General features: G+C 72.5%; 24 protein-coding genes and 1 riboswitch. Of the genes, 4 read left to right on the forward strand and 20 right to left on the reverse strand.

All coding sequences use genetic code 11. The features are described from left to right. Positions 1 to 9: 9 nt before the first annotated feature. On the forward strand, positions 10 to 885 hold the full coding sequence (locus tag ACFY7C_RS04915) for an STM4011 family radical SAM protein (protein WP_389643793.1): 876 nt from the start codon (positions 10 to 12) through the stop codon (positions 883 to 885). On the opposite strand, the gene ACFY7C_RS04920 is transcribed toward ACFY7C_RS04915, so the two are convergent. Continuing rightward, positions 882 to 1,676, reverse strand: a complete 795-nt coding sequence (locus ACFY7C_RS04920; protein ID WP_389643796.1) for an SGNH/GDSL hydrolase family protein — start codon at positions 1,674 to 1,676, stop codon at positions 882 to 884. The two genes, ACFY7C_RS04915 and ACFY7C_RS04920, sit on opposite strands and share 4 nt — an antisense overlap. A gap of 161 nt (positions 1,677 to 1,837) precedes the next feature. After that, positions 1,838 to 2,818, reverse strand: a complete 981-nt coding sequence (locus tag ACFY7C_RS04925) for a peptidoglycan DD-metalloendopeptidase family protein (RefSeq protein ID WP_389643799.1) — start codon at positions 2,816 to 2,818, stop codon at positions 1,838 to 1,840. Positions 2,819 to 2,822: 4 nt separating this feature from the next. Continuing rightward, positions 2,823 to 2,981, reverse strand: a riboswitch (cyclic di-AMP (ydaO/yuaA leader). 368 nt (positions 2,982 to 3,349) lie between these two features. Between ACFY7C_RS04925 and ACFY7C_RS04930 the strand changes: the two genes are divergently transcribed. After that, the gene (locus ACFY7C_RS04930) at positions 3,350 to 4,147 is read left to right on the forward strand and encodes a tyrosine-protein phosphatase (RefSeq protein WP_389643802.1); all 798 of its coding nucleotides are present in this window, start codon (positions 3,350 to 3,352) and stop codon (positions 4,145 to 4,147) included. 27 nt (positions 4,148 to 4,174) lie between these two features. Here ACFY7C_RS04930 and ACFY7C_RS04935 read toward each other — a convergent pair whose 3' ends face one another. The 18 genes from ACFY7C_RS04935 to ACFY7C_RS05020 all read right to left on the reverse strand — a co-directional run bounded on the left by ACFY7C_RS04935 (position 4,175) and on the right by ACFY7C_RS05020 (position 23,598). Further along, positions 4,175 to 4,330, reverse strand: a complete 156-nt coding sequence (locus ACFY7C_RS04935) for a DUF6126 family protein (RefSeq protein ID WP_389643805.1) — start codon at positions 4,328 to 4,330, stop codon at positions 4,175 to 4,177. Between the two features lie 19 nt (positions 4,331 to 4,349). Further along, positions 4,350 to 4,988, reverse strand: a complete 639-nt coding sequence (locus ACFY7C_RS04940; protein ID WP_389643808.1) for a helix-turn-helix domain-containing protein — start codon at positions 4,986 to 4,988, stop codon at positions 4,350 to 4,352. 95 nt (positions 4,989 to 5,083) lie between these two features. Then, the gene (locus tag ACFY7C_RS04945) at positions 5,084 to 6,469 is read right to left on the reverse strand and encodes an aspartate aminotransferase family protein (protein ID WP_389643811.1); all 1,386 of its coding nucleotides are present in this window, start codon (positions 6,467 to 6,469) and stop codon (positions 5,084 to 5,086) included. A gap of 13 nt (positions 6,470 to 6,482) precedes the next feature. Further along, the gene (hpnH, locus tag ACFY7C_RS04950; RefSeq protein ID WP_389643814.1) at positions 6,483 to 7,505 is read right to left on the reverse strand and encodes an adenosyl-hopene transferase HpnH; all 1,023 of its coding nucleotides are present in this window, start codon (positions 7,503 to 7,505) and stop codon (positions 6,483 to 6,485) included. A gap of 7 nt (positions 7,506 to 7,512) precedes the next feature. Further along, complete coding sequence (locus ACFY7C_RS04955) at positions 7,513 to 8,199, reverse strand: 1-hydroxy-2-methyl-2-butenyl 4-diphosphate reductase (protein WP_389643817.1); 687 nt, start codon at positions 8,197 to 8,199, stop codon at positions 7,513 to 7,515. After that, complete coding sequence (shc, locus tag ACFY7C_RS04960) at positions 8,199 to 10,259, reverse strand: squalene--hopene cyclase (protein WP_389643820.1); 2,061 nt, start codon at positions 10,257 to 10,259, stop codon at positions 8,199 to 8,201. Before shc ends, ACFY7C_RS04955 begins: the two co-directional genes overlap by 1 nt. A 118-nt stretch (positions 10,260 to 10,377) precedes the next feature. Further along, positions 10,378 to 11,478, reverse strand: coding sequence for a polyprenyl synthetase family protein (locus tag ACFY7C_RS04965; protein WP_389643823.1), 1,101 nt, complete (start codon positions 11,476 to 11,478; stop codon positions 10,378 to 10,380). Then, positions 11,475 to 12,956, reverse strand: a complete 1,482-nt coding sequence (gene hpnE, locus ACFY7C_RS04970) for a hydroxysqualene dehydroxylase HpnE (RefSeq protein WP_389643827.1) — start codon at positions 12,954 to 12,956, stop codon at positions 11,475 to 11,477. The genes ACFY7C_RS04965 and hpnE overlap by 4 nt, the downstream gene beginning before the upstream one ends. A 562-nt stretch (positions 12,957 to 13,518) precedes the next feature. Beyond that, the gene (gene hpnD / locus ACFY7C_RS04975) at positions 13,519 to 14,469 is read right to left on the reverse strand and encodes a presqualene diphosphate synthase HpnD (protein WP_389643835.1); all 951 of its coding nucleotides are present in this window, start codon (positions 14,467 to 14,469) and stop codon (positions 13,519 to 13,521) included. Beyond that, positions 14,466 to 15,386: a squalene synthase HpnC gene (gene hpnC, locus ACFY7C_RS04980; RefSeq protein ID WP_389643838.1), complete on the reverse strand. Its 921-nt coding sequence runs from the start codon at positions 15,384 to 15,386 to the stop codon at positions 14,466 to 14,468. The genes hpnD and hpnC overlap by 4 nt, the downstream gene beginning before the upstream one ends. Before the next feature lie 337 nt (positions 15,387 to 15,723). Continuing rightward, positions 15,724 to 16,392 carry a TetR/AcrR family transcriptional regulator gene (locus tag ACFY7C_RS04985; RefSeq protein WP_389643841.1) on the reverse strand — a complete coding sequence of 223 codons (669 nt, stop codon included), beginning with the start codon at positions 16,390 to 16,392 and terminating at the stop codon, positions 15,724 to 15,726. A gap of 140 nt (positions 16,393 to 16,532) precedes the next feature. Continuing rightward, a complete protein-coding gene (locus ACFY7C_RS04990) occupies positions 16,533 to 17,321 on the reverse strand; it encodes an ABC transporter ATP-binding protein (RefSeq protein WP_389643844.1) in 789 nt (262 codons plus the stop codon). Next, positions 17,314 to 18,243 carry an ABC transporter permease gene (locus tag ACFY7C_RS04995; protein WP_389643847.1) on the reverse strand — a complete coding sequence of 310 codons (930 nt, stop codon included), beginning with the start codon at positions 18,241 to 18,243 and terminating at the stop codon, positions 17,314 to 17,316. Before ACFY7C_RS04995 ends, ACFY7C_RS04990 begins: the two co-directional genes overlap by 8 nt. A 50-nt stretch (positions 18,244 to 18,293) precedes the next feature. Then, positions 18,294 to 19,178 carry a glycosyltransferase family 2 protein gene (locus ACFY7C_RS05000; protein WP_389643850.1) on the reverse strand — a complete coding sequence of 295 codons (885 nt, stop codon included), beginning with the start codon at positions 19,176 to 19,178 and terminating at the stop codon, positions 18,294 to 18,296. Positions 19,179 to 19,189: 11 nt separating this feature from the next. Continuing rightward, on the reverse strand, positions 19,190 to 19,969 hold the full coding sequence (locus ACFY7C_RS05005; RefSeq protein ID WP_389643853.1) for a CDP-alcohol phosphatidyltransferase family protein: 780 nt from the start codon (positions 19,967 to 19,969) through the stop codon (positions 19,190 to 19,192). After that, entirely contained in the window at positions 19,947 to 21,008 is a 1,062-nt protein-coding gene (locus tag ACFY7C_RS05010; RefSeq protein ID WP_389643856.1) for an iron-containing alcohol dehydrogenase family protein, read from the reverse strand. Before ACFY7C_RS05010 ends, ACFY7C_RS05005 begins: the two co-directional genes overlap by 23 nt. Next, entirely contained in the window at positions 20,996 to 21,745 is a 750-nt protein-coding gene (locus ACFY7C_RS05015) for a sugar phosphate nucleotidyltransferase (protein ID WP_389643859.1), read from the reverse strand. Before ACFY7C_RS05015 ends, ACFY7C_RS05010 begins: the two co-directional genes overlap by 13 nt. Beyond that, positions 21,742 to 23,598, reverse strand: a complete 1,857-nt coding sequence (locus ACFY7C_RS05020; protein ID WP_389645970.1) for a DUF5941 domain-containing protein — start codon at positions 23,596 to 23,598, stop codon at positions 21,742 to 21,744. Before ACFY7C_RS05020 ends, ACFY7C_RS05015 begins: the two co-directional genes overlap by 4 nt. A 416-nt stretch (positions 23,599 to 24,014) precedes the next feature. On the opposite strand from ACFY7C_RS05020, the gene ACFY7C_RS05025 reads away from it, so the two are divergent. Both ACFY7C_RS05025 and ACFY7C_RS05030 read left to right on the forward strand, forming a co-directional pair. Beyond that, positions 24,015 to 24,956: a cation diffusion facilitator family transporter gene (locus ACFY7C_RS05025; RefSeq protein WP_389643862.1), complete on the forward strand. Its 942-nt coding sequence runs from the start codon at positions 24,015 to 24,017 to the stop codon at positions 24,954 to 24,956. Positions 24,957 to 25,157: 201 nt separating this feature from the next. Continuing rightward, the gene (locus tag ACFY7C_RS05030) at positions 25,158 to 26,423 is read left to right on the forward strand and encodes a GNAT family N-acetyltransferase (protein ID WP_389643865.1); all 1,266 of its coding nucleotides are present in this window, start codon (positions 25,158 to 25,160) and stop codon (positions 26,421 to 26,423) included. Positions 26,424 to 26,538 lie beyond the last annotated feature (115 nt).

Genomic DNA, 26,538 nt, shown 5'->3' on the forward strand with positions numbered 1-26,538 from the left:
GGGCGCGGCATGGATCTGACCCTGCTCTACCGCGGGCCGCTCGCCTCCTGCGACTTCGACTGTCCCTACTGCCCGTTCGCCAAGCGCCGTGACAGCCCGGAGCGGCTGCGCGCCGACCGGGCGGCCCTGGAGCGCTTCGCGGGGTGGGCGGCCGGGCAGACCGGGGACCGGCTGAGGATCCTGTTCACGCCGTGGGGCGAGGGGCTGGTGCGTTCCTGGTACCGGCGGACGATGGTCGAACTCTCGCTGCTGCCGCATGTCGAGCGGGTGGCGATCCAGACGAATCTGAGCTGCCGTACGGAGTGGCTGGAGGCGGCCGACCCGGAGACGCTGGCGCTGTGGTGCACGTACCACCCGGGGCAGACGCCGTACGAGCGGTTCCTCGGCAAGTGCCGTGACCTCGCCCGGCGGGGTGTGCGCTTCAGCGTCGGCGTCGTGGGGCTGCCCGAGCACCGGGAGCACGCCCGGCGGCTGCGTGCCGAGCTGCCGGAGCACGTCTATCTGTGGGTGAACGCGGCCGAGGGCCATGTCTACACCGACGAGGAGGCCGAGGAGTGGACGGCCCTCGACCCCCTCTTCTCGTACAGCCGGCATCCGCACCCCTCGGCGGGGCTGCCCTGCCGCACCGGCGAGTCGGTCGTCTCGGTGGACGGCGACGGGACGGTGCGGCGCTGCCACTTCGTCAAGGCCGAGCTCGGCAACCTCTACGACGGCTCGTACCGTGCCGCGCTGCGCCCCCGGGCCTGCCCGCTCGCCGTCTGCGACTGCCACATCGGCTATGTCCACCTGGAGACGCTGCCGCTGTACGACGTGTTCGCCGGCGGTGTCCTGGAGCGGATACCGGCGGACCCTGCGGGGCGGAGCGGGCCCCCGGGCCTGCTCTAGAGCGGCAGGAGGTCGGGCCGCTTGGCGACCACGTAGTCGCCGGAGCTCTCGCCGCGCAGGCGCCGTCCGATCCAGGGGACCAGGTACTCCTTGGCCCACTGGATGTCGTCCTTGCGGACCTCCAGGGTGCCGCGCGGCGGAAGCGGCGGCCAGGGCTGCTCCGGGTCGGCCGGCACGGGCAGGCCGAGGACCTGGGCGGCGCGCATCGCGACCCGGGTGTGGCCCTCGGGCGACAGGTGGAGCCGGTCCTCGTCCCAGGCGCGGCGGTCCTGCACCGACCGGAGCGACCACAGGTCGAGGACGGGGCAGCCGTAGCGGTCGGCGATGGCGCGGACGTGACCGTTGTACGTGGCGATCTTGCCGCGCAGGTGCTTGAGGAGGATCACGTCGCGGGTGTCGAAGCCGGTCGTCACCATGACGGTGCCGACGGCGGACGTCAGGTCGGCGACGGCGCGCTCGAAGCGTTCGGCGACGTCGTCGGGGTCGGTGCCGGGGCGGATGATGTCGTTGCCCCCGGCGCAGAAGGTCACGAGGTCGGGGGCGAGTTCCTTCGCCCGCGGGACCTGCTCCACGACGATCTGGTCCAGAAGGCGCCCCCGTACGGCCAGGTTGGCGTAGCGGAAGGCGTCGTGCTCCGGCAGCTGGTCGGCGAGCAGGACCGCGAACCGGTCCGCCCAGCCGACGAAGGTCCCGTCGGGCCCGGGGTCTCCGACGCCCTCGGTGAAGCTGTCACCGATCGCCGCGTACGACCCGAATGCGTTCTTGTCTCTTGATGTCGAATCGTCTGCCACGGGAGCACATCTTTCCTCTCCCGATGTGACCTACGCGACCGTAAGAGGGGTTGACGCCGGGTGACATACGCCACCGATAAAGATTGTCCCAAGCCGGAATACGCCGGGGGCCCGGCACGCGATGTGCCGGGCCCGGGGCGGACGTGGTGTCGGACGGGGCGTCAGATGCCCACGCCGTGCTGGCGAAGGTAGGCCAGCGGGTCGACGTCGGAGCCGTAGCTCGGTCCCGTGCGGATCTCGAAGTGCAGGTGCGGGCCGGTGGAGTTGCCGGTCGAGCCGGAGAGGCCGATCTGCTGGCCGCCGCTCACGGACTGGCCGGCGGAGACGGACAGCGAGGAGAGGTGGGCGTACTGCGAGTAGGTGCCGTCGGCGTGCCGGATGACGACCTCGTTGCCGTAGGCGCCGCTCCAGCCGGCGGAGTGGACGGTGCCCGGGCCCACGGCGCGGATGGTGGTGCCGGAGGAGGCGATGAAGTCGACGCCGGTGTGGTAGCCGGAGGACCACATGGAGCCGGAGGCGCGGTACGGGGTGGAGATGCCGCCGGCGACCGGGGCGACCCAGCCGGAGGAGGTCGCGGAGGACGAGGACGAGGACGACGAGGAAGCCGTGGACGCCGAGGCGGCGGAGCCCGTGTCCGAGGAGCGCTCGGCGGCACGCGAGGCGCGCTGCTGGTCGCCGGAGGACTTCGCGGCGGCCTTGGGCTTGGGCGCGGCCTTGGCGGGGGCCTTCGGCTTGGCGGCCGGGGCCTTGGCGGTGGACTTGGCGCCGAGCGTGAGCTCCATGCCGGGAAGGATCAGCGAGGGGTTGTCGCCGACCACCTGACGGTTGTCGCGGTAGAGCTTCTGCCAGCCGCCGGCGAGGTCGTGCTCGTCGGCGATCTTGGACAGGTAGTCGCCGCGGACGACGGTGTACGTCTTCGGGGCGGCCTTCTTGCCGGCGGTCGCCGCGGCCGGGGCCTTGGCGGGGGTCGCGGCGGCGACGGCCTGCTGCGGGGTGGTGGTCGGGGCGGCCTTCTCGGCGGCGTGCGCGCCGGTGGCGCCGATGAGCGGGAGGGCGACGACGGCGCCTCCGGTACCGGCGGCCACGAACCCGCGGGTGATCGGGTTGACCTTGGGACGGCGGTGCTTACCCTTCGCGGGCATGGCGAATTCCTCTCCGTCGCCTGCGAGGTGAGCTGTCGGGTTCGGACTGGAGATGTCCGGCCGCGCGGTCGCGCGGCTTCACCCCGAGCCATCCTTCTTCGAGGGATCGGCGTACTACCTGGGTCCCCCGCTCCTGCCTCGTACGGGTCGGTGCGGATTCCGGGCGGCGGCAGGATTAGGCGGTCCGTCCGGATTGAGCGCGACGCTAGACGAGGGGGGTCGACGGGAACAAGCCACTGTTTTCGCCAGGCTCGCGATTCCGGGATATCCGTCCGGAATTCCGGTCACCCTCCGTGGATGACGGCCCCTCGATTTCCCTTTCCAGAAGGGAATTTGGAAAAGACGATCAGCAACGGTCCGTCACCTCTATGACGCTGCTCACGCCGGGATCCCCATCTCCCCTGCAATCAGGGCGCGTTATATCTAAACCCTCAATTCGGACAGAACACCCATTCCTGCCCGAGGGGGTGCGCAGGGGGTCTCCCACCTGGATGATTGCCCCGGGAACCGATCTCGAGACCAGGAGCAACCGTGACGCAAGCGACGACCGAGCCCGAGCTCACCGGCGTACGCAACTTCCGCGATCTGGGCGGGCTGCCGACCGTGGACGGCCGGACCGTGCGCCCGGGACGACTCTTCCGCAGCGGCCACCTGGCGCACGCCACCGCCGAGGACGCGGCCTTCCTCGCCGGCCTGGGTCTGCACACGGTCTTCGACTTCCGCAACGAGGCCGACCGGCGCGTGGAGGGGCCGGACGTGGAGCTGCCGGGCGTGCGGAACGTGAACATACCGCTGAGCGACCCGGCCGACGGCAAGGAGTTCTGGGCGCTCGTCCGCTCGGGCGACCTGGCCCAGCTGCGCGAGCTGCTCGGCGACGGCAAGGCCGCTGCCCGTATGTCCGATTCCTACCGGAAGATGATGGTCCAGCGGACCTCCGAGCACAGCCGCATCCTCCACGCGATGGCCGAGGACAGCGTGCCGGCGCTGATGCACTGCGCCGCGGGCAAGGACCGGGCCGGCCTGTCGATCGCGGTCTCGTTGCTGGCCGTCGGCGTCGAGCGCGAGGCGATCGAGGAGGACTACCTGAAGTCGAACGCGCCGCACCGCCGCTACAAGGTGCAGCGCAGCTCCACCGCCCCGGACGGCATGTCGCCGGAGGTGATGGAGCTGCTGAGCCCGTTGTTCGACGCGCGGGCGGAGTATCTGCGGGCCGCCTTCGAGACGATCGAGGCGACCTGGGGCTCGGTGGACGCCTACCTCGCCCAGGGGCTGCGGCTCTCCCCGGAGACCCGGGAGCTGCTGCGCGAGCGGCTGCTCGACGGGGCGTGAGCCCGGCAGGTTCCCTGAAGTCGCCCCCTAGTGGTTCTGGCCGCCCAGCATGAAGAGCAGGTAGAGGAAGCCGGCGAAGAGGTGCCCCGCCACCAGGTAGGCGAAGAGGCGGAGCACCAGCCCCTTGGGGAACTTGCCGGCGCCGCGCTCCTCGCCGGTGACCGGTGCGGACTTCTCGGACATGGCATGACCTTTCGGGATGTCAGCGGCGGTGCGGAGTGCCGTCGCCGAGACACAGCTCGGCGGCGGGGCTCTGCATCAGGGTGTGGACGAACAGCAGCTCGGCCCCGGCGCGGGTGGCGGCGCCGATCCGGTGCGGGGTGAGCGAGTCGAAGTGCGCGCTGTCCCCGGGATCGAGGACATGGACCGCCTCGCCGAGCGCGAGCCGCACCCGGCCCTCCAGGACGTGGATCCACTCCTCGCCTGGATGGACCCGCACGAGGTCCGCGCGGGTGGCGTGGGGCACGTGCACGCGCAGGCACTGCATCGCGCGCCCGGCGCCACCCGCCTGCCGGTAGATCCAGCCGTCGGCCTCGACCGGCTCGGAGCGCCCGCCGCGGACGACGGGATCGCGCTCGGGCGGCACCTCGCCCAGGAGCTCGGACACCGTCGTACCGTAGATACGGGCCAGGGCGAGCAGCATCGGCAGCGAGGGCTGCCGGTTCCCCGTCTCGAGCCGGGACAGATGGGCCGGGGAGAGACCGGCCCGCTGCGCGGCGGCCTCCAAGGTCAGCCCGCGGCGCCGGCGCAGGCCCCGCAGCTGCGGGGCGACGTCGGGCAGCGCGTCGGGGGCGGGACGGGCGACGGGGTCCGGGGCACTGTCCCCGGGGACACGGTCCATGCGTCCATTGCGCCAGGATCATGCCCCTGAGGCAAATTTCTTGCCCCAGAGGCAAAACCTGAACCTTCCCCGCCCGTCTACCGCCTCCCACCCGTCTACCGCTGCGCGACCGCCTGCTTGACCAGCGTCTTCCCGAAGTCCCACATCAGACCGCCGCCTCCGTGGGCGTCGTCCATGACCGCCGTGAAGGCGGTCACGAAGCGGTCCACGTCCGCCTCGTCGATGATCAGCGGCGGGATCAGCTTGATGACCTCCAGATGGTCCCCCGACACCTGGGTCAGGATCCGGTGGCGCTGGAGCAGCGGCACCACGACCATCTGCGCGAAGAGTCCCTTGCGGGCCGCCTGGAGCATCGTCCAGCGGCTGCGCAGGCCCAGCGAGGACGGGCGGCCGAACTCGATGCCGATCATCAGTCCCCGGCCGCGGATCTCGTGCAGCAGTTCATAGCGCGGTACGAGCTCCCGCAGCCGGTCGGCCAGCAGGTCGCCGATCCGGCGGACGTGCGCCACCGTCCCCTCGGACTCCATCACCGACAGGACGGCGAGTCCGGCCGCCATGGCCTGCGCGTTCGAGCCGAAGCTGGCCGAGTGGACCAGCACCCGGTCCATCGACGAGTAGACCTTCTTGAAGATCCAGTCCTTGCCGAGGGTGGCGCCGACCGGCACATAGCCGCCGGAGAGCGCCTTGGCGACGCAGACCAGGTCCGGCTCGACGCCGTCCTCGTGCTGGTACGCGTAGAAGTCGCCGGTCCGGCCGAGGCCGGTCTGCACCTCGTCGGCGATCAGCAGCGCGCCGTGCCGGTGGAGGAGCTCCTGGGCGGCGCGCAGGAAGCCGGGCGGGGCCTCGTGGACGCCCTTGCCCTGGATGGGCTCGACGACGAAGGCCGCCACGTCGCCCCTGGCCAGCTCGCGCTCCAGGGCGTCGAGGTCGCCGAGCTCGATCGCCGTGTCGGGCAGCAGCGGGGCGAAGCCGTCCCGGAAGCCCTTCTCCCCGTTGACGGACAGCGAGCCCGTGGTCAGGCCGTGGAAGGCGTGCGAGCAGTAGACGACCCTGGTCCGGCCGGTGGCGTACCGGGCGAACTTGAGGGCGGTCTCCACGGCCTCGGTGCCGCTGTTGCCGAAGAACACCCGGTCGAGGTGGGGGCTGTGCGCGAGCAGCTTCTCGGCGAGCAGGCCGGGCAGCGGCTGGCAGTCGAAGCGGGTGAGGTCGGCGAGCCGGGCGTCGAGGACGTCGTGCAGCGCCTTGCGGACCACGGGGTGGTGCCGGCCGAGGCCCATGACGCCGAAGCCGGCGAGCATGTCGAGGTAGTCGGCGCCGTCGGCGTCCCAGAAGTGCGCGCCCTCGGCCCGCTCGTAGACCTTGTCGAAGCCGAGGGTGTGCAGCATGCGCGGGAGCTGGTGGTTGAGGTGCCGGGCGTGCAGCTCGTAGCGCTCGCCGCCGCGCTCGGCGAGCAGCGCCCTGAGGTCGAACTCGCCGCTCATCGTCCGTCCGCCCTCACGCCTTGTCCCCGGAGACGGTCTCGCGGACCGCCCGCAGCGACTCCTTGAGCGAGCCCATGGTGGCGAGGACGGCGGTGGGTTCGTAGCCGCAGTGCGCCATGCAGTTGGCGCAGCGCGGGTCCTTGCCGCGGCCGTACTTGTCCCAGTCCGTCTCCTCGATGAGCTCGCGGTACGTGGGGACGTAGCCGTCGCTCATCAGATAGCAGGGGCGCTGCCACCCGAAGAGGGAGTAGTTGGGGATCGCCCACGCGGTGCAGGGGAAATCGGCCTTTCCTTCGAGGAAGTCGAGGAAGAGCGGCGAGTGGTTGAGCCGCCAGCGACGCCGGTTTCCGCCTGCGAAGGCCTTCTTGAAGAGTTCCCTGGTCTGCTCGACGCCGAGGAAGTGCTCCTGGTCGGGAGCCTTCTCGTAGGCGTAGGCGGGCGAGATCATCATTTCGTCGACCTTGAGGTCGTCGTTGAGGAAGTTGAGCACCTCGATGATCGTCTGCGGGGTGTCGGTGTTGAAGAAGGTCGAATTGGTGGTGACCCGGAAGCCGCGCCGCTTGGCCTCCTTGATCGCGGCCACCGCCTCGTCGAACACGCCCTCCTTGGCGACGGATTCGTCGTGGCGTTCGCGCAGTCCGTCGATGTGGACGGCGAAGGCGAAGTACGGGGAAGGGGTGAAGTCGTCGAGCTTCTTGCGCAGCAGCATCGCGTTGGTGCACAGGAAGACGTACTTCCGTTTGGCGACCAACTGGCGCACGATCTCGTCGATCTGAGGGTGCATCAACGGTTCTCCACCGGCGATGGACACCATCGGCGCCCCGGACTCCAGGACGGCACCGACCGCCTGGGCGACCGGCATGCGCTGCTTGAGGACGCCCGCCGGGTGCTGGATCTTGCCGCAGCCCTCGCACTTGAGGTTGCAGGCGAACAGCGGCTCCAGCTCGACGATCAGCGGGAACTTGTCCCGCTTGCGGAGCTTCTGTTCGAAGAGGTAGGTCCCGACCCGGATGGACTGACGGAGCGGCATGGCCATAACTCGCTCACCTCCTGGGGAGCAGCAAAGAACGGTGCCATTCGAAGAATGCGGGAAGGACGGCACGAAGGACGCGGAAGGCCGATATTCCCCCGCGTACCGTGCCGATCCGGACCAGTTCGTGTTCCGGGGCGTCCACGACCACCCGTACGGCCGCAACCGGGCGGGCGCCCGCCTCCGTCGCCGTACGCAGGGTGGCGGCCGACTCCATGTCGACGGCGATGGCCCCGCCGGCCCGCAGCGCGGCCCGCTCGGGGCCGCGCACCACGTGGTCGGAGCCGGTCAGCGGCCCGGTGTGGACGGTGCGCCCGGGCACGGCCCGGGTGAGCGCCTTCACCAGGAGCTCGGTGCCCACGCAGGGCGTCGCCCCGTCGGGGCCGCGGGTCTCCTCGGCGACGATCAGGTCGCCCGGGTGCATGCCGGGTGCCAGGCCCGCGCAGAAGCCGGAGGCGATGACGGCCGCGTCGCGCCACGCCTCGCGTTCCAGGGTGCGGGAGACGGCCCGGCGCGCCTGCGCCGGGCCCATGCCGGTGCGCACCACGGTGACGGGTGCGGGCGCGCCGCCGCGGTCGCCACTGCGCAGGGCCAGCTTCTCGATGCCGAGCGCACAGGCGATGAGCAGCGGCGGTACGGCGGCCGGGGCGGGGGGCCCGGCCGGCTCCGCCCCGGGGCCACCGGCCCGCTCCTCGGCCATCAGCCGCCCTCCAGGCCGTGCAGCACCGGCTCCCCGTTGACATAGCGACCGAGCGCGGTGAGCGGGAAGACCTGGCGGTAGAGGTGGTAGTTGATGGAGAAGTCCCAGGGGAAGCCGGTGCCGGTGAAGTACGGCTCGTCCCAGGAGCCGTCCTCGCGTTGGGTCTCCACCAGCCAGGCGACGCCCCGCCGGACCGCGTCGGACTCCCGCTCGCCGGCGGCGAGCAGGGCGATCAGCGCCCACGCGGTCTGGGAGGCGGTCGAGGTGCCGTGGCCGATCCATTTCCGCTCGCGGTAGGAGCGCAGGTCCTCGCCCCAGCCGCCGTCCTCGTTCTGCACGGACTCCAGCCAGGCGACGGCCCGCCGGATCGCCGGGTGGGCGGTGGGCAGGCCGGCGGCGGTCAGGGCGGGGACCACCGAGCCCGTGCCGTAGACGTAGTTGACGCCCCAGCGGCCGAACCAGGCGCCGCAGGGCTCCTGTTCGGCCAGCAGCCAGTCGAGGCCCCGGCGGGTGCGGGGGTCCTGGGCCCTGCCCTCGTAGGCGAGCATCTCGACCACATGGGCGGTGACGTCGGCCGAGGGCGGGTCGATGACCTCGCCGAAGTCGCAGAACGGCAGCCGGTTGGGGAGGGCGCTGGTGTTGTCGGCGTCGAAGGCGCCCCAGGCGCCGTTCCTCGACTGCATGCCGAGGGTCCAGCGGGTGCCGCGGGCGACGGCCGCGTTCAGCCGCGCCGGGTCGGGGTGCCTGACCCGGCGCAGCGCGAGGACGACCTCGGCGGTGTCGTCGATGTCGGGGTAGTTGTCGTTGTGGAACTCGAAGGCCCAGCCGCCCGGCGGGAGTCCGGGCCGGCGCACCGCCCAGTCGCCCTTGCGGACGATCTCCTCGCCGAGCATCCAGTCGGCGGCCCTGACCAGCGCGGGGTGGTCGGGGCGGACGCCCGCGTCGGCGAGGGCGATGGTGGCGAGGCAGGTGTCCCAGACCGGGGACTGGCAGGCCTCGATCATGCGGGCGCCGTCCTCGCGCCACACCGCGAACCGGTCGAGGGACTCGAGTCCCGCCCGCATCACGGGGTGTTCGAGGTCGTAGCCGAGGAGGTGGAGGGCGATCACCGAGTAGACGGCGGGCGGCTGGATGCCGCCCCAGCAGCCGTCGTTCTCCTGCCGCTCGACGATCCAGCGGGCCGCGACGTTCATGGCGATCTTCCGCAGCCGGCGCGGGGCGATCTTGCGGTAGAGGTGCAGTCCTTTGTCGACGCGCTGGAAGAAGCCGTCCCAGCTGGCGGCGGAGGCGAGGGGCTTGCGGGGGTTGGGGCGGGCCGGGTCGGTGTGCAGCTCGTCGAGCGGGAAGGGGGCGGGCCGCACCGGCCGCTTGGCGGAGACGACGGTGAGGGGGACGATCGTCTGGCGCGCCCAGCAGCCGAAGTCGTAGATGTTGAGCGGGAACCAGCTCGGCAGGAAGACCAGCTCGGGCGGCAGCTCGGGCAGGTCGTCCCAGCGCCACCAGCCGAAGAGGGCCAGCCAGATCCGGGTGAAGACGCGGGCCTCGGCGATGCCGCCGCGCGCGCGGATCCAGGCCGAGGCGCGGGCCATGTGCGGGGCGTCCGGCGGGTCTCCGGCGAGCCGCAGGGCGACATAGGCCTCGATGGTGGCGGAGAGTTCGCCGGGGCCTCCGTAGAAGGTGGCCCAGGTGCCGTCCTCGCGCTGTTCGCCGCGGATGTGCAGGGCGGCGGCGCGGGTGGTGTCGGGGTCGAGGATCCCGAGGAACTGACGCAGCAGCAGGTCCTCGGCGTCCATGGTGACGTTGGTCTCCAGGTCGCCCTTCCACCAGCCTTCGGCGTCCTGCCGGCCGAGGAGGTGGGCGACGGAGCGTTCCGCGGCCTTGGCGGCGGCCTCGTCGAGGTCACCCGCCTGAGGGGCTCCGCCGAGGGCACCCGCCTCCTGGGTCCCGTGGAGGGCGGTCGCGGCCGAGGCGGTGTCGGTGGTCGTGTCGGTGGTCGTTTCGCTGGCCGCGGCTGCCGGGGGTCCCATGGGCCCGGCGCTTCCGTCGGTCGTCGCTGTCATGGCTTCCCCTTCGTGCAGTCGGTGTACTTCCGCGTACGTCTGCTTCTTCGGGTCTGCCGTCGGCCGGCGCCGGGTGGCGCCGGCCGGCGACTGCGAACTCATATCAGAGCGATGGTGATCATCTCTTCCGTACGACGACGAAATCGGCCAGCGCGGTGAGCTGGTCCCGGACGTGGGCCGGCAGGTCCACGTCGTACAGGGCCCGGATGGCGATGGCGTGCTGACGGCGGGCCTCCTGGGAGGTCCACTCCCGGCCGCCGGCCTCCTCGATGAGGGCGGCGCGGGTGGCGAACTCCTCCTCCGAGAAGGATTCGAGGTCGCTGCTCTTGGCGTCGGCGGCGAGCAGTTCGCCGAGCCGCTCGGAGGCGGGGCCGCCGGCGGCGAGGGCGGCGACGACCGGCAGCGACTTCTTGCGCTGACGCAGGTCGGACCAGGTCTGCTTGCCGGTGGCCACCGGGTCGCCCCAAATGCCGAGCAGATCGTCGACCGCCTGGAAGGCGAGGCCCAGGTGGTAGCCGTACTCCTCCAGCTTGTCGGCGGTGCGGTCGTCCGCGCCGCCGAGGACGGCGCCGATGGAGACGGCGCAGGCGAGGAGGGCGCCGGTCTTGTTGCCCTCCATCTCCAGGCACTCCTCGACGGTGACCCGCTCGCGGTGCTCGTAGGAGATGTCCTGCGCCTGCCCGTCGATGAGCTTGCGGGTGGCGGTGGTCAGCCGGCGGGTGGCCCGGCCGGCCTCGACGGTGCCGAGTTCCAGCAGCAGCTCGTTGGCGAGGGCGAAGAGGGCGTCGCCGACCAGGATCGCCTGGGCGGGGCCGTGCACCTTCCACACCGTGTCGCGGTGGCGGCGCTGCTCGTCGCCGTCCATCAGGTCGTCGTGCAGCAGCGAGAAGTTGTGGACCAGCTCCACGGCGACGGCACCGGGGATGCCGACCTCGGGGGCGGCGCCCGCCGCCTCGGCGGAGATCAGGGCGAGCGCGGGGCGGACGGCCTTTCCGCCGTCGCCGTCGGCGGCGTTGCCGTGGGCGTCGATCCAGCCGAAGTGGTAGGCGGCCACGGTGTCCATGGGCGGCGCGAGGCGGTCGACGGCCGCCCGCAGGACGGGTGTGGACAGGGCGCGGCCCCGTTCCAGCAGTGCGGCGACGTCCGCGGTGTCGACGGCCGGATTCCCCGGGCTCACAGTCGGCACGGTCTCTCCTCTAGTTCCGGTACTCACACTCATGCCGCCTCCTGCAGCGGATGGTCGTAGCGGCGGCCGAGGGCGGAGAGCGCGGCGCCCGCGGCGCTGAAACCGCTGCGGACGGCACCCTCCATGGTCGCGGGCCAGCCGGTGGCGGTCCACGCGCCGGCCAGGTGGAGGCCGGGTGCGTGGGTGCGGGCGCCGGGGCGGAGCCGGCCGACGCCTGGGGTCGGGGCGAACGTGGCGGTCCGCTCCCGGGTGACGAAGAAGTCCCGGATCCCGGCGCCGCGGGCGGCCGGCAGCAGCCGCTCCAGCTCGGGGAGGTAGCGCTCGCGCAGGACGGCGACGGGCTCGTCGATGTCGTCCTGCGCGGCGGACTGGGAGACCGCCAGATACTGGCCGCCGCCGGTCAGGCCGGAGGACTCGGTGCGGTCGAAGACCCACTGGACCGGGGAGCCGAGCGCGGTGAAGAACGGCTGCCGCAGCACCTTGCGGTCGTAGACGACGTGCAGGTTGAGGATGGGGGCGGAGCCGATGTCGAGGAGCCGGTCGGGGTCGTCGAGGGCGCCGTCGGGCAGCAGTTCGCGGGTCTCGCGCTGCGGCACGGCGAGCACGACCGTGTCGGCCTCCAGGGTCTCCCCCGGCACCTGGACGGCCCAGCGTCCGTCGTGGGTGCGGGTGATCCGCTCGGCCTTGGTGCGCAGCTCGACGCGTACGCCGAGGGAGTCCAGCGCCTTGCCCGCGAGGGTGTCGTGGAGCTCGCCGAGCGGGACGTGCGCCCAGCCGATGTCGGCGGCGCCGGGCTCGGAGAGCAGGCCGGTCTTGAAGACCATCGCGGCCAGGCCCATGGAGGCGTGCGGCGCGGTGGCGTTGAGGGTGGCGACGCCGACCAGGTCCCACAGGGCCTCGACGGCGCGGGGGGACTGGCCGTGGCGGCCGAGCCAGGTGGCGAAGTCGATGCCGTCGAGGGCCGGGTCGGCGGGGTCGAGCTTCTTCAGCGCGAGCGCGGCGCGGGCGACGGAGGCGCGCTCGGCGAGCGAGAGGTGCGGATAGCCGGCGAGGCTCTGCGCCAGGTGCAGCGGCACGGGCAGCGCGGTGCGCCGCAGCCGCCCGAGCCGCGGTCCGCGCGGGTGCCCGACGTCGAGCACGGGCACGTCGAGCCGCGGCTGTACGGGGGCGAGGTGGGCGCCGCCGATCCGCTCGAGGAACCAGCGGTACGCGGTGCAGCAGCGCAGGTAGACGTGCTGACCGTTGTCCACGGTCAGGTCCCCGCGCTTGAACGAGAAGGCGAGCCCGCCGAGCCGCGGCCGCCCTTCGAGCAGCGTGACCCGGACACCGGCCTCGGCGAGCTGCAACGCGGTGGTCACTCCGGCGAGCCCACCGCCGACGACGACGGCACGGGGCCGCGACCCACCGTGCCCGACCGTCCCGCCCGTGCGCGGCCGTCCGCCCGCGACCTCGTCCACCGGCCCACCTGCCTGCGGCCGGTGTCCCGCGTCGATTCCCTCGTCGGCGGTCATGCGGCCTCCCTTCGGAGCGTCATGGTCAGGGACGCGCGGCGCCCGGCGCGGGTTGTCCCGCCGCCTCCGGAACGCGCCGCGGCGGCGCGCCCCTCTCCCCCGGCCAGGGGCCGGCAGGGCGCCGTCGGCGCGGCAGCGGGGTCATGTGCGCGGACGACGGAGTCAGCCTGATGAGCGGACCCGGCCACGGAAAGCGGCCGCGCCGCACGGGAACCAGGGGCCGCCGCGCCCCGGGCGACCGGGCCGGCAGACCCGGCCACGGACAGCGGCCGCACCGCACCGGAGTCGCCGACGAGGGTCGTCGCGCCCCGGACGACCGGGGCGGCGGAGCCGGCCACCGGCAGCGGCCCCTCCGCACGGGAACCAGGGGCCGCCGCGCGCCGGACGACCGGGGCCGCCTGGCCTACGGGTCCGGCCACAGCCACGGACAGCGGCTGCCCACCGCGCCCACGCCGGGGCCGGGGCGTGGGTGAGACGCCGCCTGCGGCGGAACGGCCGGCCGGCGCCACCGCGGCGGCGTCGGGGGCGGAGGGGGGCGCGCTCAGGGCAGTCCGGGCGTGGGTCACGCGGGCCTCCTGGGCGTGCGGCGGGAGATGTGGCGGGTGTCGAGGCCGGAGAGGCCGCGGACGGCCACGTAGGCCTTCTCGTGGCCGGGGAGCGAGACGCGGCCGCGCAGGACGGCTTCGGGGTCGCGTTCGATCCGGTCGAGCAGGCGGCGGTAGATGCCGGCCATGGCGGCCACGCAGGCGCCGCTGCGCCGGTCCAGCATCGGCAGGAGCCGGTAGCCCTCGGCGAAGAGGGCGCGGGCGCGGCGGACCTCGAAGTGCACCAGGCCGGCGAAGTCGGCACCCGCGGGCGGGGTGGCGCCGCCGAAGCCGTCGGAGCAGCCGAACTTGGCCAGATCGTCGGCCGGCAGATAGACGCGGCCGTTGCCGGCGTCCTCCCGGACGTCGCGGAGGATGTTGGTGAGCTGGAGCGCGAGGCCCAGCGTGTCGGCGTACTCGGGGGCGCGGTCGGCGCCCGGCGCGCCGGGCTGGGTGCCGAAGACACCGAGGGAGAGCCGTCCGATGGCACCGGCCACGCAGCGGCAGTAGACCTTGAGGTCGTCCCAGGTCTCGTAGACCTCGCCGCGCACGTCCATGAGGACGCCGTCGATGAGCTCGTCGAGCCCGTCGAGCGGGATCGGGAAGCGGCGGGCGGAGTCGGCGAGGGCGACGGCGACCGGGTCGGTGTCGTCCTCCTCGATCTCCCCGGCCCGGATCCGGCCGAGGAGCGTGCGGGTGGCCTCCAGCCGGTCCTTCTTCTCGGCGGGCGGGAGCGGCCCGTCGCCGATGTCGTCGACCCGGCGCGAGAACGCGTAGAGCGCCGACATGGCCTGCCGCTTGTCGGTCGGCAGGAGCCGGATCCCGTAGGCGAAGTTGCGGGCCTGCCCGCCGGTCACGGCCTCGCAGTAGCTGTACGCGGCCTGGACCGGCGCGGACGGCTGCGGCTGTTCCTCCACGGTGCGGCTCACCCCTCTCTCCGCGCCGCGAGCAGGACGCCGCCCGCCCGGCGCATAAGCCTCGGTTTGTCGGCCTTGGGCGGCCCGGGCAGGACGTCGAAGCCGGCGGCGGCGATCGCGTCGAGTGCCGCGTAACCCCCGGCGGTGAAGCCGGCGAGCAGCAGACGGAGCCGGCCGTGGACGCTGCCGACGAGCGGGGCGCCGGCGTCGAGCAGGGCGCGCGCCCGGTCCGCCTCGAAGGCGATCAGCGCGCGCACCGAGGCTCCGGCGGTGGGGCGGGCGAGGTCGTCCTCGGTGACGTGGAACCGCTTCAGGTCCTCGGCGGGCAGGTAGATCCGGTCGCGGCCCAGGTCCTCGGCGACGTCCTGGAGGTGCTCGACGATCTGCAGCGCCGTGCAGATCTCGTCGGAGCGGCGGATCCGCTCGGGGGTGGCGGTGCCGGTGATGCCGAGGACGAGCCGGCCGACGGGGTTGGCGGAGAGCTCGCAGTAGGCCACGAGGTCGTCGTAGGTCTCGTAGCGGCGGACCAGCTGGTCCTGGCGATTGGCGGCGACGAGTCCGAGGAACGGCTCCGGGGTGAGCCCGCACCGCTCGACGGTGGGGCCGAGGGCGCGCAGCAGCGGATGGCGGGGGGCGCCGTCGGCCGGGTCGAAGACGCGCATGAGGTCGGTCTCGAAGGCGTCCAGGAGGGCGAGGCGGTCCTGGGCGCGCTCGGGGGCGACGCCGAGGTGCCGGGCGTCGGCGCCGCCGGGGGCGAGATCGCCGTCGCCGATGTCGTCGACCAGGCGGGCGAAGCCGTACACCGCCATCAGGTCGTCCCGCCAGGCGCGCGGCAGGAAGAAGGGGGCCACGGGGAAGTTCTCGTCCGCGGCCTTGCCGAGTGTGGCGTGCGAGGAGGCGTCGGGGCGCGCCTGCCGGGTTCCCGTCACCGGCCGCTGCCCGACGCGGGGACGGCGACACCCTCGTGGAGCTGGAGATTCTGCGTCATGGCCGTCATATCTCCCGTTCTACACTGCGGATCCAATCCATCCTATTTCGGACACGCCGCCGACCCCTGCCCGTGGCTCAGCGCCCGGTGGCCGGGCGCCGAGGGGTATCGCCCCACTTGCCGCGAAACAGACCGGTACAGCTTACGTCGCACGAGGCTTCGTGCCGCGCCGGGGCCCCGCCGGAGCGTCGGGCGCCCGGCGTCGACGCCGAGAGATCCGCCAACCTTCCCACCAGGTACGGAAGTTCACCTGATGGACACCTTCGGCACGGCCGTGTTCAGGGGACGCGGGTGCCGGACACGACCATGGCGAGGGTGCACTCGACGACGTCGTCCCTGCGCTGGGCGGGCAGGCGGCGCAGCGGGCCTTCGAGCAGGAGGAGGGACAGTCCGTGCACGGCCGACCACGCCGCCGCCTCGACGGCGGGGCGGGCGGCGCGCGGCGGGCGGGCGGTGGCGGCGAGGGCGGTGAGCGCGTCGGTGAGCAGCGTGAACGCGCGCACCTCGCCGGCGCAGGTCCCGGGGTCGGGGTCGGTCTCGGTGCCGGCGTGGGCGTCGGGTTCGTCGCCGGCGGTACGCAGGACGGCGAAGGCGGAGCGGTAGAGGCCGGGCTGGGCGACGGCGAAGTCGATGTAGCCGCGGCAGAGGGCCGCGAGCCGGGCCTCGGCGGCGAGGACGGGGTCGTCGGCGCCGGGGGCGCGGGAGGCGGTCCGCTCCATGGCGTCGGCGAGTGCTCGCCTGGCGTGGTCGCGGACGGCCGCGAGGAGCTCCCCACGGCCTTCGAAGTGCCGGTAGGCGGCGGTGGGCGAGACGCCGACGCGACGGGCCGCCTCACGGAGTACGACCCGTTCCGGGCCTCCTTCGGTGGCGAGGTCGACGGCCGCGCAGAGGAGGGCGTTGCGCAGATCGCCGTGGTGGTAGGTCTTTCCTCCCGAGATCGCTGCCATGCGCTCATCCTGCCCGATGTTGACCGCATGAACATTCCGGGTGGGTTCCCGACGCGCGAAAACCGGACGGTTCCGGACACGAAACCGCCCCCGCCGATCGGGTCGGCGGGGGCGGTCGGGAGGCCGGAGGGCGACCGGGGCTACTTGCCGGTCTCGCGCTCGTAGGCGGAGATGACCTCGTCGGTCGGGCCGTCCATGAGCAGTTCGCCCTTCTCCAGCCACAGCACGCGGTCGCAGGTGTCGCGGATCGACTTGTTGCTGTGGCTGACCAGGAAGACCGTGCCGGCCTCCTTGCGCAGCTCGCGGATGCGCTCCTCGGAGCGGATCTGGAACTTGCGGTCACCGGTCGCGAGCGCCTCGTCGATCATGAGGACGTCGTGCTGCTTGGCGGCCGCGATGGCGAAGCGGAGCCGGGCGCCCATGCCGGAGGAGTAGGTCCGCATCGGCAGCGAGATGAAGTCGCCCTTCTCGTTGATGCCGGAGAAGTCGACGATGTCCTGATAGCGGCTCTTGATCTCGTCCCGGGTCATGCCCATGGCGAGGCCGCCGAGGATCACGTTGCGCTCACCGGTCAGGTCGCTCATCAGCGCCGCGTTGACGCCGAGCAGGGAGGGCTGGCCGTCGGTGTAGACCTTGCCGCTCTCGGTGGGCAGCAGGCCGGCGATGGCGCGCAGCAGCGTCGACTTGCCGGAGCCGTTGGTGCCGATCAGGCCGATGGCCTCGCCGCGGTACGCGGTGAAGGAGACCCCGCGCACGGCGTGCACCTTGCGCACGCCGCGCTCGGTCTCGCCCTTGCGGCGGCGGATGATGCGGCTCAGGGCGGCGGTGGCGCTGCCCTTGCCGCCGGCGGCGCCGTTGACCCGGTAGACGATGTGGACGTTGTCCGCGATGACGGTGGGCACGCGGTCCTGGGTGTCGTGGTCAGCCACGGCCGTACCTCTCCTCGGCCTTCCAGAAGTAGACGAAGCCGCCGACGCCGATCACCAGGGACCAGGCCGCGGTGATGGCCCAGACGTGCGGCGGCAGGTTCGAGGCCCCGTAGCCGTCGATCAGCGCGAAGCGGATCAGGTCCATGTGCAGGGCGGCCGGGTTGTACTGGAGGAGGTCGGCGATCCAGGCCGGCTGGTCCTTCAGCATCACCGGGATGGAGAACATCACGCCGGACGCGTACATCCAGGTGCGCATGATGAAGGGCATCAGCTGGGCGAGGTCCGGCGTCTTGGCGCCCATCCGCGCCACGATCATGGCGAGACCGGCGTTGAAGACGAACTGCAGCACCAGGGCGGGCAGCATCAGCAGCCAGCTCAGGGCCGGGTAGCTGCCGAAGACCACGGCGATGACGATCAGCACGACCATCGAGAACAGCAGCTGCTGGAGCTGCTGGAGCGCGAACGAGATCGGCAGCGAGGCCCGCGGGAAGTGCAGCGCCCGCACCAGGCCGAGGTTGCCGGAGATCGCCCGCACACCGGCCATCACCGAGCTCTGGGTGAAGGTGAACACGAACACACCCGTCACGAGGAACGGGATGTACACCGACCGTGACATGCCCCGGTCCGCGTCGAGGATCAGCCCGAAGATCAGGAAGTAGACCAGCGCGTTCAGCAGGGGGGTGACCACCTGCCAGAGCTGTCCGAGCTTGGCCTGGCTGTACTGGGCGGTGAGCTTCGCCTGGGAGAAGGCCAGGATGAAGTGGCGCCGGCCCCACAGCTGGCGGATGTACTCCACGAGCCCCGGCCGGGCTCCGCTGACGGCGAGACCGTACTTCGCGGCCAGCTCGGCCGGACTCAGGCCGTCGTCGACGGACGGTCGGGTGCTCGTCACGACCCCACCGTCCCGGGATGTGTCACTCACAAGTCGAAACTTTCGTGTTCAAGATGCGCGGCAAGTCGGGTACCACGATGTCAGACGACGGGCGGGCGTCCCAGTCGGGTCAGCCGCCACACCGTACGCCACCGCATCGGGTGCCGAGGTCCGCAGGGGGCCGTCCAGCCCTCCCGGAAACCGCCGAACCAGGCCCTGAGAGCGGGTACGGAGGGTCGTCGTGCCAGGGTGAGCAGCAGCCACACGCCGAGATAGACCGGCACCAGGGGTGCGGGAAGATTGCGGCGAGCCAGCCAGACCCGGTTGCGGGCCACGTTGAAGTGGTACGTCGCGTGCCGGGACGGCGGGGTGGTGGGGTGCAGCAGCACCATGTCGGAACGGTAGTCGATCATCCAGTCGGCGTCGAGGGCCCGCCAGGCGAGATCGGTCTCCTCGTGCGCGTAGAAGAACGCGTCGGGCAGGCCGCCGACCTCGGCGAACACCTTGGTCCGTACGGCGTTGGCGCCGCCGAGGAAGGTGGTCACCCGCGAGGAGCGCATGGGGTCCGAGGCGCGCAGCCGCGGCACGTGCCGGCGCTGGGTGAGCCCGGTCTCCGGGTCGGCGATCCGGAAGCTGATGATGCCCAGGCGCGGATCGGCGGTGAAGGCCTGGCGGATCAGCTCCGCGGTGTCGGTGTTGGCCAGCAGTCCGTCGTCGTCGAGGAAGAGCAGCGCGTCGACGTCGGTGCCGCCGGGTCCGAACGCCTCGATGCCGACGTTGCGGCCGCCGGGGATGCCGACGTTCTCGGGCAGGGTCACCGAGCGGACGCCGTCGGGCAGGTCGGTGATCTCGACGCCCTGGCCGACGACGACGACCTCGATCGGGTCGCCCTCCTGCTTGGCGACGGAGTCGAGCAGGGCGCGCAGGTCGTCGGGCCGGTTGCCCATGGTGATGACGACGGCGCCCAGCTTCATCGGTGCGGTCATGACGGGCGCCCTCACTTCAGCCTGCTGGAGGCGAGGATCGACACCAGGTGCAGCACGGTCTGCAGCAGCGCGATGCCGGCCAGGACGGCGACGCCGAGCCGGGAGAGGAACAGGTCGCCCCGGATCTGGTCGCCGACGGCGAGGGCCAGGATCAGCAGGGAGGCCTCGATCCCCAGGATCAGGCGGTGGAACTTGAGCGCGGCGGCGGCCCGGCGGGCCAGCGCCATGCCGGAGGAGCGCGGCTCGGACGCGGCCTCCTTGACCGGCGGCAGACCGCCCTGGTGGCGGGCGACGCCGACGAGGTCGGTCTCGGCCTTGATCAGGATGGCGCCGAGCGCGGCGAGGGTGCCGAGGAAGGCCCACAGCCAGTCGATCCGGCCCGATCCCCACAGGTCGGCGGCGCGCAGGCCGAAGCCGACGAGCACGGCCGCGTCGCAGAGGTACGCGCCGACCCGGTCCAGGTAGACGCCGCCGAGCGAGAACTGCTGCTTCCAGCGGGCCACCTCGCCGTCGACGCAGTCGAGCAGCAGGTAGAGCTGGACCATGAGCACGCCGAGCAGCGCCCCGGGGATCCCGGGGATCAGCAGCGCGGGGGCGGCGAGGACACCGGCGAGGGTCATCACGTACGTGAGCTGGTTCGGCGTGACCTTGGTGTTCACCAGGTGACGGGTGATCCGCAGTGAGACCTCCCGCATGTACAGGCGGCCGCCCCAGTGTTCGCCGCTCCGCCGGTCCTTCACACCCGGCGGGTGGACGACCGGGCGGAGCTCAGCTACCGATGGCTTTTGCATAGTCGGCGTATGCGTCCCTGATCTCGTCGGCGGACAGGTCGAGGTGCTCGAGGATGGTGAAGCGGCCGGGCCGGGTCTGCGGGGCGAACTCCACCGCCCGCACGAACTCGTCGACGGTGAAGCCCATCTCCTCCGGCAGCACGGGCAGGCCGTGCCGGCGCAGGGTCTCCACGATCTGCGCGGACTCCTCGCGGGCCCCGCGCAGGTGCATGGCGAAGGCGGCGCCGAGGCCGCACTGCTCGCCGTGGCTGGCCGCCCGGGTGGGGTAGAGCAGGTCGAAGGCGTGGCTGATCTCGTGGCAGGCGCCCGAGGAGGGGCGGCTGTCGCCGCTGATCGACATGGCGATGCCGGACATCACCAGACCCTCGGAGAGGGTGACGAGGAAGTCGTCGTCGCCGACGCCGCCGGGGTGGCGGAGCACCGCCTCGCCCGCGCTGCGGGCCATGGCGGCGGCCAGGCCGTCGACCTTCTCGCCGGTCTCGCGGTGGGAGAGCTCCCAGTCGGCGATCGCGGAGAGGTTGGAGACGGCGTCGCCGATGCCGGAGCGGACGAAGCGGATCGGCGCGTCCCGGATCACGTCGAGGTCGATGACCAGCGCGATCGGGGTCGGCACACCGTAGGACCCGCGGCCGTTGTCGTTGTCCAGGGTGGAGATCGGCGAGCAGATCCCGTCGTGCGACAGGTTGGTGGCGATGGCGACGAGCGGCAGGCCGACTCGGGCCGCCGCGTACTTGGTCACGTCGATGATCTTGCCGCCGCCGAGCGCGACGACCGCGTCGTAGCGCTTGCCGCGCATGGCGTCGGCGAGCTTGACGGCCTCGTCGATGGTGCCGCCGGCGACCGGATACCAGTCGGCGTCCGGGAGCTCGGCCGCGAAGCGGTCACGCAACTTCAGGCCGGAGCCGCCGCTGATGGCGACGGCGATCCGCCCGTTGCTGGAGATCCGCTGGTCCGCGAGGAGCGCGGACAGGTCGTCCAGCGCTCCTCCGCGGATGTCGACGACGACCGGCGACGGAATGAGCCGGGTCAGTACTGGCACGCGATGTCACGGCCCTTCGCCAGGTCGTCGTGGTTGTCGATCTCCACCCACTTCACGTCGCCGATGGGCGCGACGTCGACGGTGAAGCCGCGGTTGACGAGCTCCTGGTAGCCGTCCTCGTAGTAGAGGTCGGGGTCGCGCTCGAAGGTGGTCTTCAGGGCGTCGGCGAGCTCCTCGGCGGCCTCGGCCTCGATGAGGGTGACGCCGATGTACTCACCGGTCGCGTCGGCCGGGTCCATCAGCTTGGTGATCTTCTGGACGCCCTTGCCCTCGGCGGTGACGACCTTCATCTCCTCGTCGGCGAGGTTCTTCACCGTGTCGAGGGCGAGGATGATCTTCTGGCCGTTGCCGCGGGCGGCGAGCAGGGTCTTCTCGACGGAGACCGGGTGGACGGTGTCGCCGTTGGCGAGGATCACACCGCGCTTGAGGACCTCACGCGCGCACCACAGGGAGTAGGCGTTGTTCCACTCCTCGGCCTTGTCGTTGTCGATGAGCGTCAGGGAGATCCCGTACTTCGCCTCCAGGGCCTCCTTCCGCGCGTACACGGCCTCCTTGCGGTAGCCGACGACGATCGCGGCCTCGGTGAGACCGACCTCGGCGAAGTTCTTCAGCGTGAGGTCGAGCACGGTGAGAGAACCGTCACCCGCCGGGTCCACGGGCACGAGGGCCTTCGGGAGCGTGTCGGTGTAGGGGCGCAGACGCCGTCCGGCACCGGCTGCCAGTACGAGGCCAATCATGCTGTCTCTCCTTCGTCATGTACGGCGGGTGCTCCGGAGGAGACCCAGAAGCGGACGGACTCCACGAGCACCACGAGGCCCACGGCGGCCGCGAGAGCGGCGAGCGCCGAGGTGAAGTCATTGCCGCGGTTCGCCGTCAGAGCGGCGAGTACGGCCACCACGAGCGTGCGTCCCTCGTGGCCGCCGATGGTGCGCACCAGCCAGGCCGGCGGCGCGCCGGCGTTGCCGCGGATGCGGTACACCGTGTCGTAGTGATGGTAGGCGACCGCCGCGACCAGCCCGAATGCGGCGGGCAGTGCCTGCGCGGAGTCGGCCTTGGCCGCGAGGATGAGGATCGTGGCGTACTCGGCGGCGCGGAAGACGGGCGGGACGAGCCAGTCGAGGGCGCCCTTGAGGGGCGCGGCGACGGCGAGGCCGGAGAGCAGGGCGTAGGCGACGGCGGCGCCCACGACGGCCCAGCCGGGGCCGGTGAGTGCGGCGGTGACCAGCAGGGCCGCCGCGCCGAGCGCGGCGAGCAGCGGAGCGAGGATTCCCGCGCGGGGACGGGGGCGGGCGGTGAGGCGGGCGACGGCCTCGGCGAGCGGGCCCGTGTCCGCGAGGTCCGCCAGCGCCCGCGCCGCGCCGTCCGTACGGGGCGCCTTGCGCGAGAGCGAGCGGAGCAGGCGGCCGGCGGTGGTGTAGCAGGCGCCGAAGGCACAGCCGACGATGAGCGCCCAGAAGACGATCCGGGGACTGGTGACGGCGGTGAGGACGGCGATCATCGCCCAGCGTTCGCCGATCGGAAGGATGATCATGCGGCGTGCCCAGACGGTCCAGCCGACGTTGTCGAGCCGGTTGGACAGGGCGAGGCTGGTCTTGGCGGTGGTGCCCGCGCTCTGGGCGTTCGCCTCGTTGAAGGAGAAGTCCACGACATGCCGGCAGGTCATGAGGATCATCGCGCCCAGCGCGAGGAACCAGACGTCGTCGCCGTCGCGGGCGGCGCCGAGGGCGAGCCCGGCGTAGAAGGAGTACTCCTTGGCCCGGTCGAAGGTGGCGTCGAGCCAGGCGCCCATCGTGGAGTACTGCAGGGAGTAGCGGGCGAGCTGCCCGTCGGTGCAGTCGAGGACGAAGGAGACCAGGAGCAGCACGCCGGCCGCGACATAGCCGCCGCGGTCGCCGGTGGCGGCGCAGCCGGCCGCGATCAGCGCGGTGAGCAGCGAGGCGGTGGTGACCTGGTTGGGGGTGAGTCCGCGGCGCGCGCACCAGCGGGCGATGTAGCGCGAGTACGGGCTGATGAAGAAGGTGGTGAAGAAGCCGTCGTGGGCCTTGACGGCGGAGCGCAGCCGTACGGCCTCCTCGTCGACGGCCTCGACGGCGGCGCGCGCCCGGTGGCGGCCTTCGGGGTCGTCGGGGACGGCGGCGACGAGGGTGCCGAGCTGCGGCCGGTGGACGGCGACGCCGTCGGCGTCGAGCGCGGCGGCGAGGGAGTCGGGGAGGGGCTCCGCGAGCGGGCCGGGGTGCTCGGCCACGCCGTGGTCGGCGGCCGCCGCGTGGTTTCCGGCCACGGGCGCGGCGGTGGCGGCCGTGTCGAGCGCGCGGGCCAGGGCCGGTCGGGCCTCGGGCTGCGCGGTGAGCACGCCGGGCGCGGCGGCGGCCGGGAAGCGGGGGTCGGTGAGGGCGAGCCGCAGGGCGTGGAGGTGGCCGACGAAGCGGGGGTCCACGAGGGCGACGCGCTGTCCGGAGGGCACGCCCGCGAGCAGGGCGCCGGTCTCGCGGGGGCCGGAGGCGACCTCGACGTGGAAGCCGAGGGACCGCAGATCGGCGTCGAGCGACGATCCGGGTACCGGCGGACCGGTGAGGATGGCGGTCGACAGGGCGAACTCACTCCTTGGAGCTGGCGGACGGGCCGGCGGGGCCCACGGCACGGCCCCGGGCGCGGCGATGCGGCCCGGCACCGGGCGGCGGCACGTCGGCTGAGGCTATCGGATGACGGAAGCGCGAGTTCACCGAGGTTTCGCGGCACGGCCTCCCCCGGGCCGCCTCGCGTCCGCACGGGTGCGCCAGGTCTCGTGGAGATCATCATGGGCGATCGGCGGCCCGGCCTCCAAACCGTACCGGGAGCCCTCCGGGCGCAGGGTTTCGGCCACACCCTGACCGAAGGGCATCATCGCAGGTCAGAGCATATGACAACGGTGTTCAGTGCCGTGTTGCGGATACCCCCTACCCGTAGTTCACTTGCGCATCGCAGACACCACCGAGCACGTCGTCGACACCATCGGGAGGCCTTGTCATGGGGGCTGGACACGACCACGGGCACAGCCACGGCGGACCTCCGCCGAGCGGCACCGCGGCGCTGGCGTACCGGAACCGACTCCGGATCGCACTCGGCATCACGCTCTCCGTGATGGTGATCGAGATCGTCGGCGGCATCCTCGCCGACTCGCTCGCCCTGATCGCCGACGCGGCCCACATGGCGACCGACGCCGTCGGCCTCGCGATGGCACTGCTCGCCATCCACTTCGCCAACCGGCCGCCGGCCGGCAACCGCACCTTCGGCTACGCGCGCGCCGAGATACTCGCGGCGCTCGCGAACTGTCTGCTGCTGCTCGGCGTCGGCGGCTATGTGCTGTTCGAGGCGATCCAGCGGTTCATCGAGCCGGCCGAGACCCGCGGCGGGCTCGCCATCGCCTTCGCCGTGGTCGGTCTGGTCGCCAACATCGTCTCCCTCTCGCTGCTCATGCGCGGCCAGAAGGAGAGCCTGAACGTGCGCGGCGCCTATCTGGAGGTCCTCGCCGACGCGCTGGGCTCGGTGACGGTGATCGTCGCCGCGGGCGTCATCCTGCTCACCGGCTGGCAGTACGCGGACCCGATCGCCTCGATCGTGATCGGCCTGATGATCGTGCCGCGCACGGTGAAGCTGCTGCGGGAGACGCTGGACGTGCTCCTGGAGTCCGCCCCCAAGGGCGTCGACATGGCCGAGGTGCGGTCGCACATCCTGGCCCTGCCGGGCGTCGAGGACGTGCACGACCTGCACGCCTGGACGATCACCTCGGGGATGCCGGTGCTGTCCGCGCACGTGGTGGTGACCCAGGACGCGCTGGACGCGGCGGGTCACGAGAAGATGCTGCACGACCTCCAGGGCTGCCTGGGCTCGCACTTCGACGTGGAGCACTGCACCTTCCAGCTGGAGCCGGCCGGCCACGCGGAGCACGAGGCCAAGCTCTGCCTGTGACGGGGGGCCGTCACTGTTAGCCTGGTGCGGTTCGTCACGGCACGGAGACGTGAGCACGGAGTGGAGAGGAGCTGAGGTCGATGACCGTCGCGATGGAGGCCGCCCGCAGCGGCGGCGCCCGGTCGTCCCTCAGCTTCCGGGTCTCCGGCTGACCTGACTCTTCCGTCGGCCGGGACCCCTCACACCCAAGGGTTTCCCACGTTGTCCGACAACGACCTCACCACCCAGGCGCTTCACGACGCCTTCTTCGCCCTGCACCACGGCCTTCCGCGGCAGGGCCCCGGCTCCGACACCACCACCCGCCGGCTGCTCGCCCTGGCCGGGCCGCTGCCCGCGCGTCCGCGCGTGCTCGACCTCGGCTGCGGTCCCGGCCGCTCCGCCCTGCTGCTCGCCGCCGAGGCGGGCGCGGAGGTGACCGCGGTCGACCTGCACGAGCCGTTCCTGGCCGAACTGCGGGAGGCCGCCGCCGCCCGTGGCCTCGACAGGCGGATCCGCACCCTGCGCGCCGACATGGGCGCGCTGGAGGACCTGCCCGACGGCTCCTTCGACCTGGTCTGGGCCGAGAGCTCGGCCTACGCGATCGGCTTCGACCGGGCGCTGGCCGAGTGGCGCCGGCTGCTCGCCCCGCACGGCACGCTGGTGGTCACCGAGTGCGAGTGGACCACCGACGAGCCCGGGCCGGTGGCCCGCGCCTTCTGGGAGCGGCACTACCCGCTCCGTACCACCGCCGGGAACACGGCCGCGGCGGTCGCCGCCGGCTATCACGTCCACGGCGTCGTCCCGCAGCCCGAGAGCGACTGGGACGAGTACTACGGTCCGCTCTCCCAGCGGGCCGCGGCCGCCGATCCGACGGCACCCGGCATGGCCGGGGCGCTGGCCGCGACCCGGGAGGAGCTGGAGCTGCGCCGCGAGCACGGCGGCGACTACGGCTACACCGGCTATGTGCTGCGCCCCGCCGACCCGCGCTGGCGGACCCGGGCGGAGACGGCGGCCGACGTCCCCCGCGTACGGGAGATCAACACGTCGGCCTTCCCGACCCCGGCGGAGGCGGGTCTGGTCGACGCCCTGCGCGAGGACCCGGATGCCTGGCTGCCGGGGCTCTCGTACGTGGCGGAGGCCCCGGACGGCACGGTGGCGGCGTACGCGCTGATCACCCGCTGCCATGTGGACGGCGTCCCCGCGGCGGCGCTCGCGCCCGTCGCGGTGGCTCCGGCGTACCAGCGCACGGGCGCCGGGCAGGCCGTCGTGCGGGCGGTGCTCGACGCGGCGCGGCTGCGCGGGGAGCGGCTCGTGCTCGTGCTGGGCCACCCGGAGTACTACCCACGGTTCGGGTTCGTACGTGCGTCCGCGTATGGGATCAAGCCAGCCTTCGAGGTTCCGGACGAGGCGATGATGGCGCTCGATCTCGGCGGTTCCGGGGCCGTCGCCCGGGGCACCCTCTCGTATCCGGCGGCTTTCGGGGTCTGACGCTCCGGTGCTCCCGCCGCGCCGGATGTACTCCGGTGCGGTGGGAGCGGCCATGTCCGGCCGCCGAAGTACGGACAAGCCGGTTTTGTACGGCAGACTGAGGTGGCCCCTCAGG

The organism is Streptomyces sp. NPDC012769 (assembly GCF_042901205.1).
Classification (GTDB): Bacteria; Actinomycetota; Actinomycetes; order Streptomycetales; family Streptomycetaceae; genus Streptomyces.

Excerpts from the sequence above, each read along its gene's own strand:
- ACFY7C_RS04915 (WP_389643793.1), top strand. The coding sequence starts at position 10 with ATGGATCTGACCCTGCTCTACCGCGGGCCGCTCGCCTCCTGCGACTTC.
- ACFY7C_RS04925 (WP_389643799.1), bottom strand. The coding sequence starts at position 2,818 with ATGCCCGCGAAGGGTAAGCACCGCCGTCCCAAGGTCAACCCGATCACC.
- ACFY7C_RS04935 (WP_389643805.1), bottom strand. The coding sequence starts at position 4,330 with ATGTCCGAGAAGTCCGCACCGGTCACCGGCGAGGAGCGCGGCGCCGGC.
- ACFY7C_RS04940 (WP_389643808.1), bottom strand. The coding sequence starts at position 4,988 with ATGGACCGTGTCCCCGGGGACAGTGCCCCGGACCCCGTCGCCCGTCCC.
- ACFY7C_RS04945 (WP_389643811.1), bottom strand. The coding sequence starts at position 6,469 with ATGAGCGGCGAGTTCGACCTCAGGGCGCTGCTCGCCGAGCGCGGCGGC.
- hpnH (WP_389643814.1), bottom strand. The coding sequence starts at position 7,505 with ATGGCCATGCCGCTCCGTCAGTCCATCCGGGTCGGGACCTACCTCTTC.
- ACFY7C_RS04955 (WP_389643817.1), bottom strand. The coding sequence starts at position 8,199 with ATGGCCGAGGAGCGGGCCGGTGGCCCCGGGGCGGAGCCGGCCGGGCCC.
- shc (WP_389643820.1), bottom strand. The coding sequence starts at position 10,259 with ATGACAGCGACGACCGACGGAAGCGCCGGGCCCATGGGACCCCCGGCA.
- ACFY7C_RS04965 (WP_389643823.1), bottom strand. The coding sequence starts at position 11,478 with ATGAGTGTGAGTACCGGAACTAGAGGAGAGACCGTGCCGACTGTGAGC.
- hpnE (WP_389643827.1), bottom strand. The coding sequence starts at position 12,956 with ATGACCGCCGACGAGGGAATCGACGCGGGACACCGGCCGCAGGCAGGT.
- ACFY7C_RS04985 (WP_389643841.1), bottom strand. The coding sequence starts at position 16,392 with ATGGCAGCGATCTCGGGAGGAAAGACCTACCACCACGGCGATCTGCGC.
- ACFY7C_RS05000 (WP_389643850.1), bottom strand. The coding sequence starts at position 19,178 with ATGACCGCACCGATGAAGCTGGGCGCCGTCGTCATCACCATGGGCAAC.
- ACFY7C_RS05005 (WP_389643853.1), bottom strand. The coding sequence starts at position 19,969 with ATGCAAAAGCCATCGGTAGCTGAGCTCCGCCCGGTCGTCCACCCGCCG.
- ACFY7C_RS05015 (WP_389643859.1), bottom strand. The coding sequence starts at position 21,745 with ATGATTGGCCTCGTACTGGCAGCCGGTGCCGGACGGCGTCTGCGCCCC.
- ACFY7C_RS05025 (WP_389643862.1), top strand. The coding sequence starts at position 24,015 with ATGGGGGCTGGACACGACCACGGGCACAGCCACGGCGGACCTCCGCCG.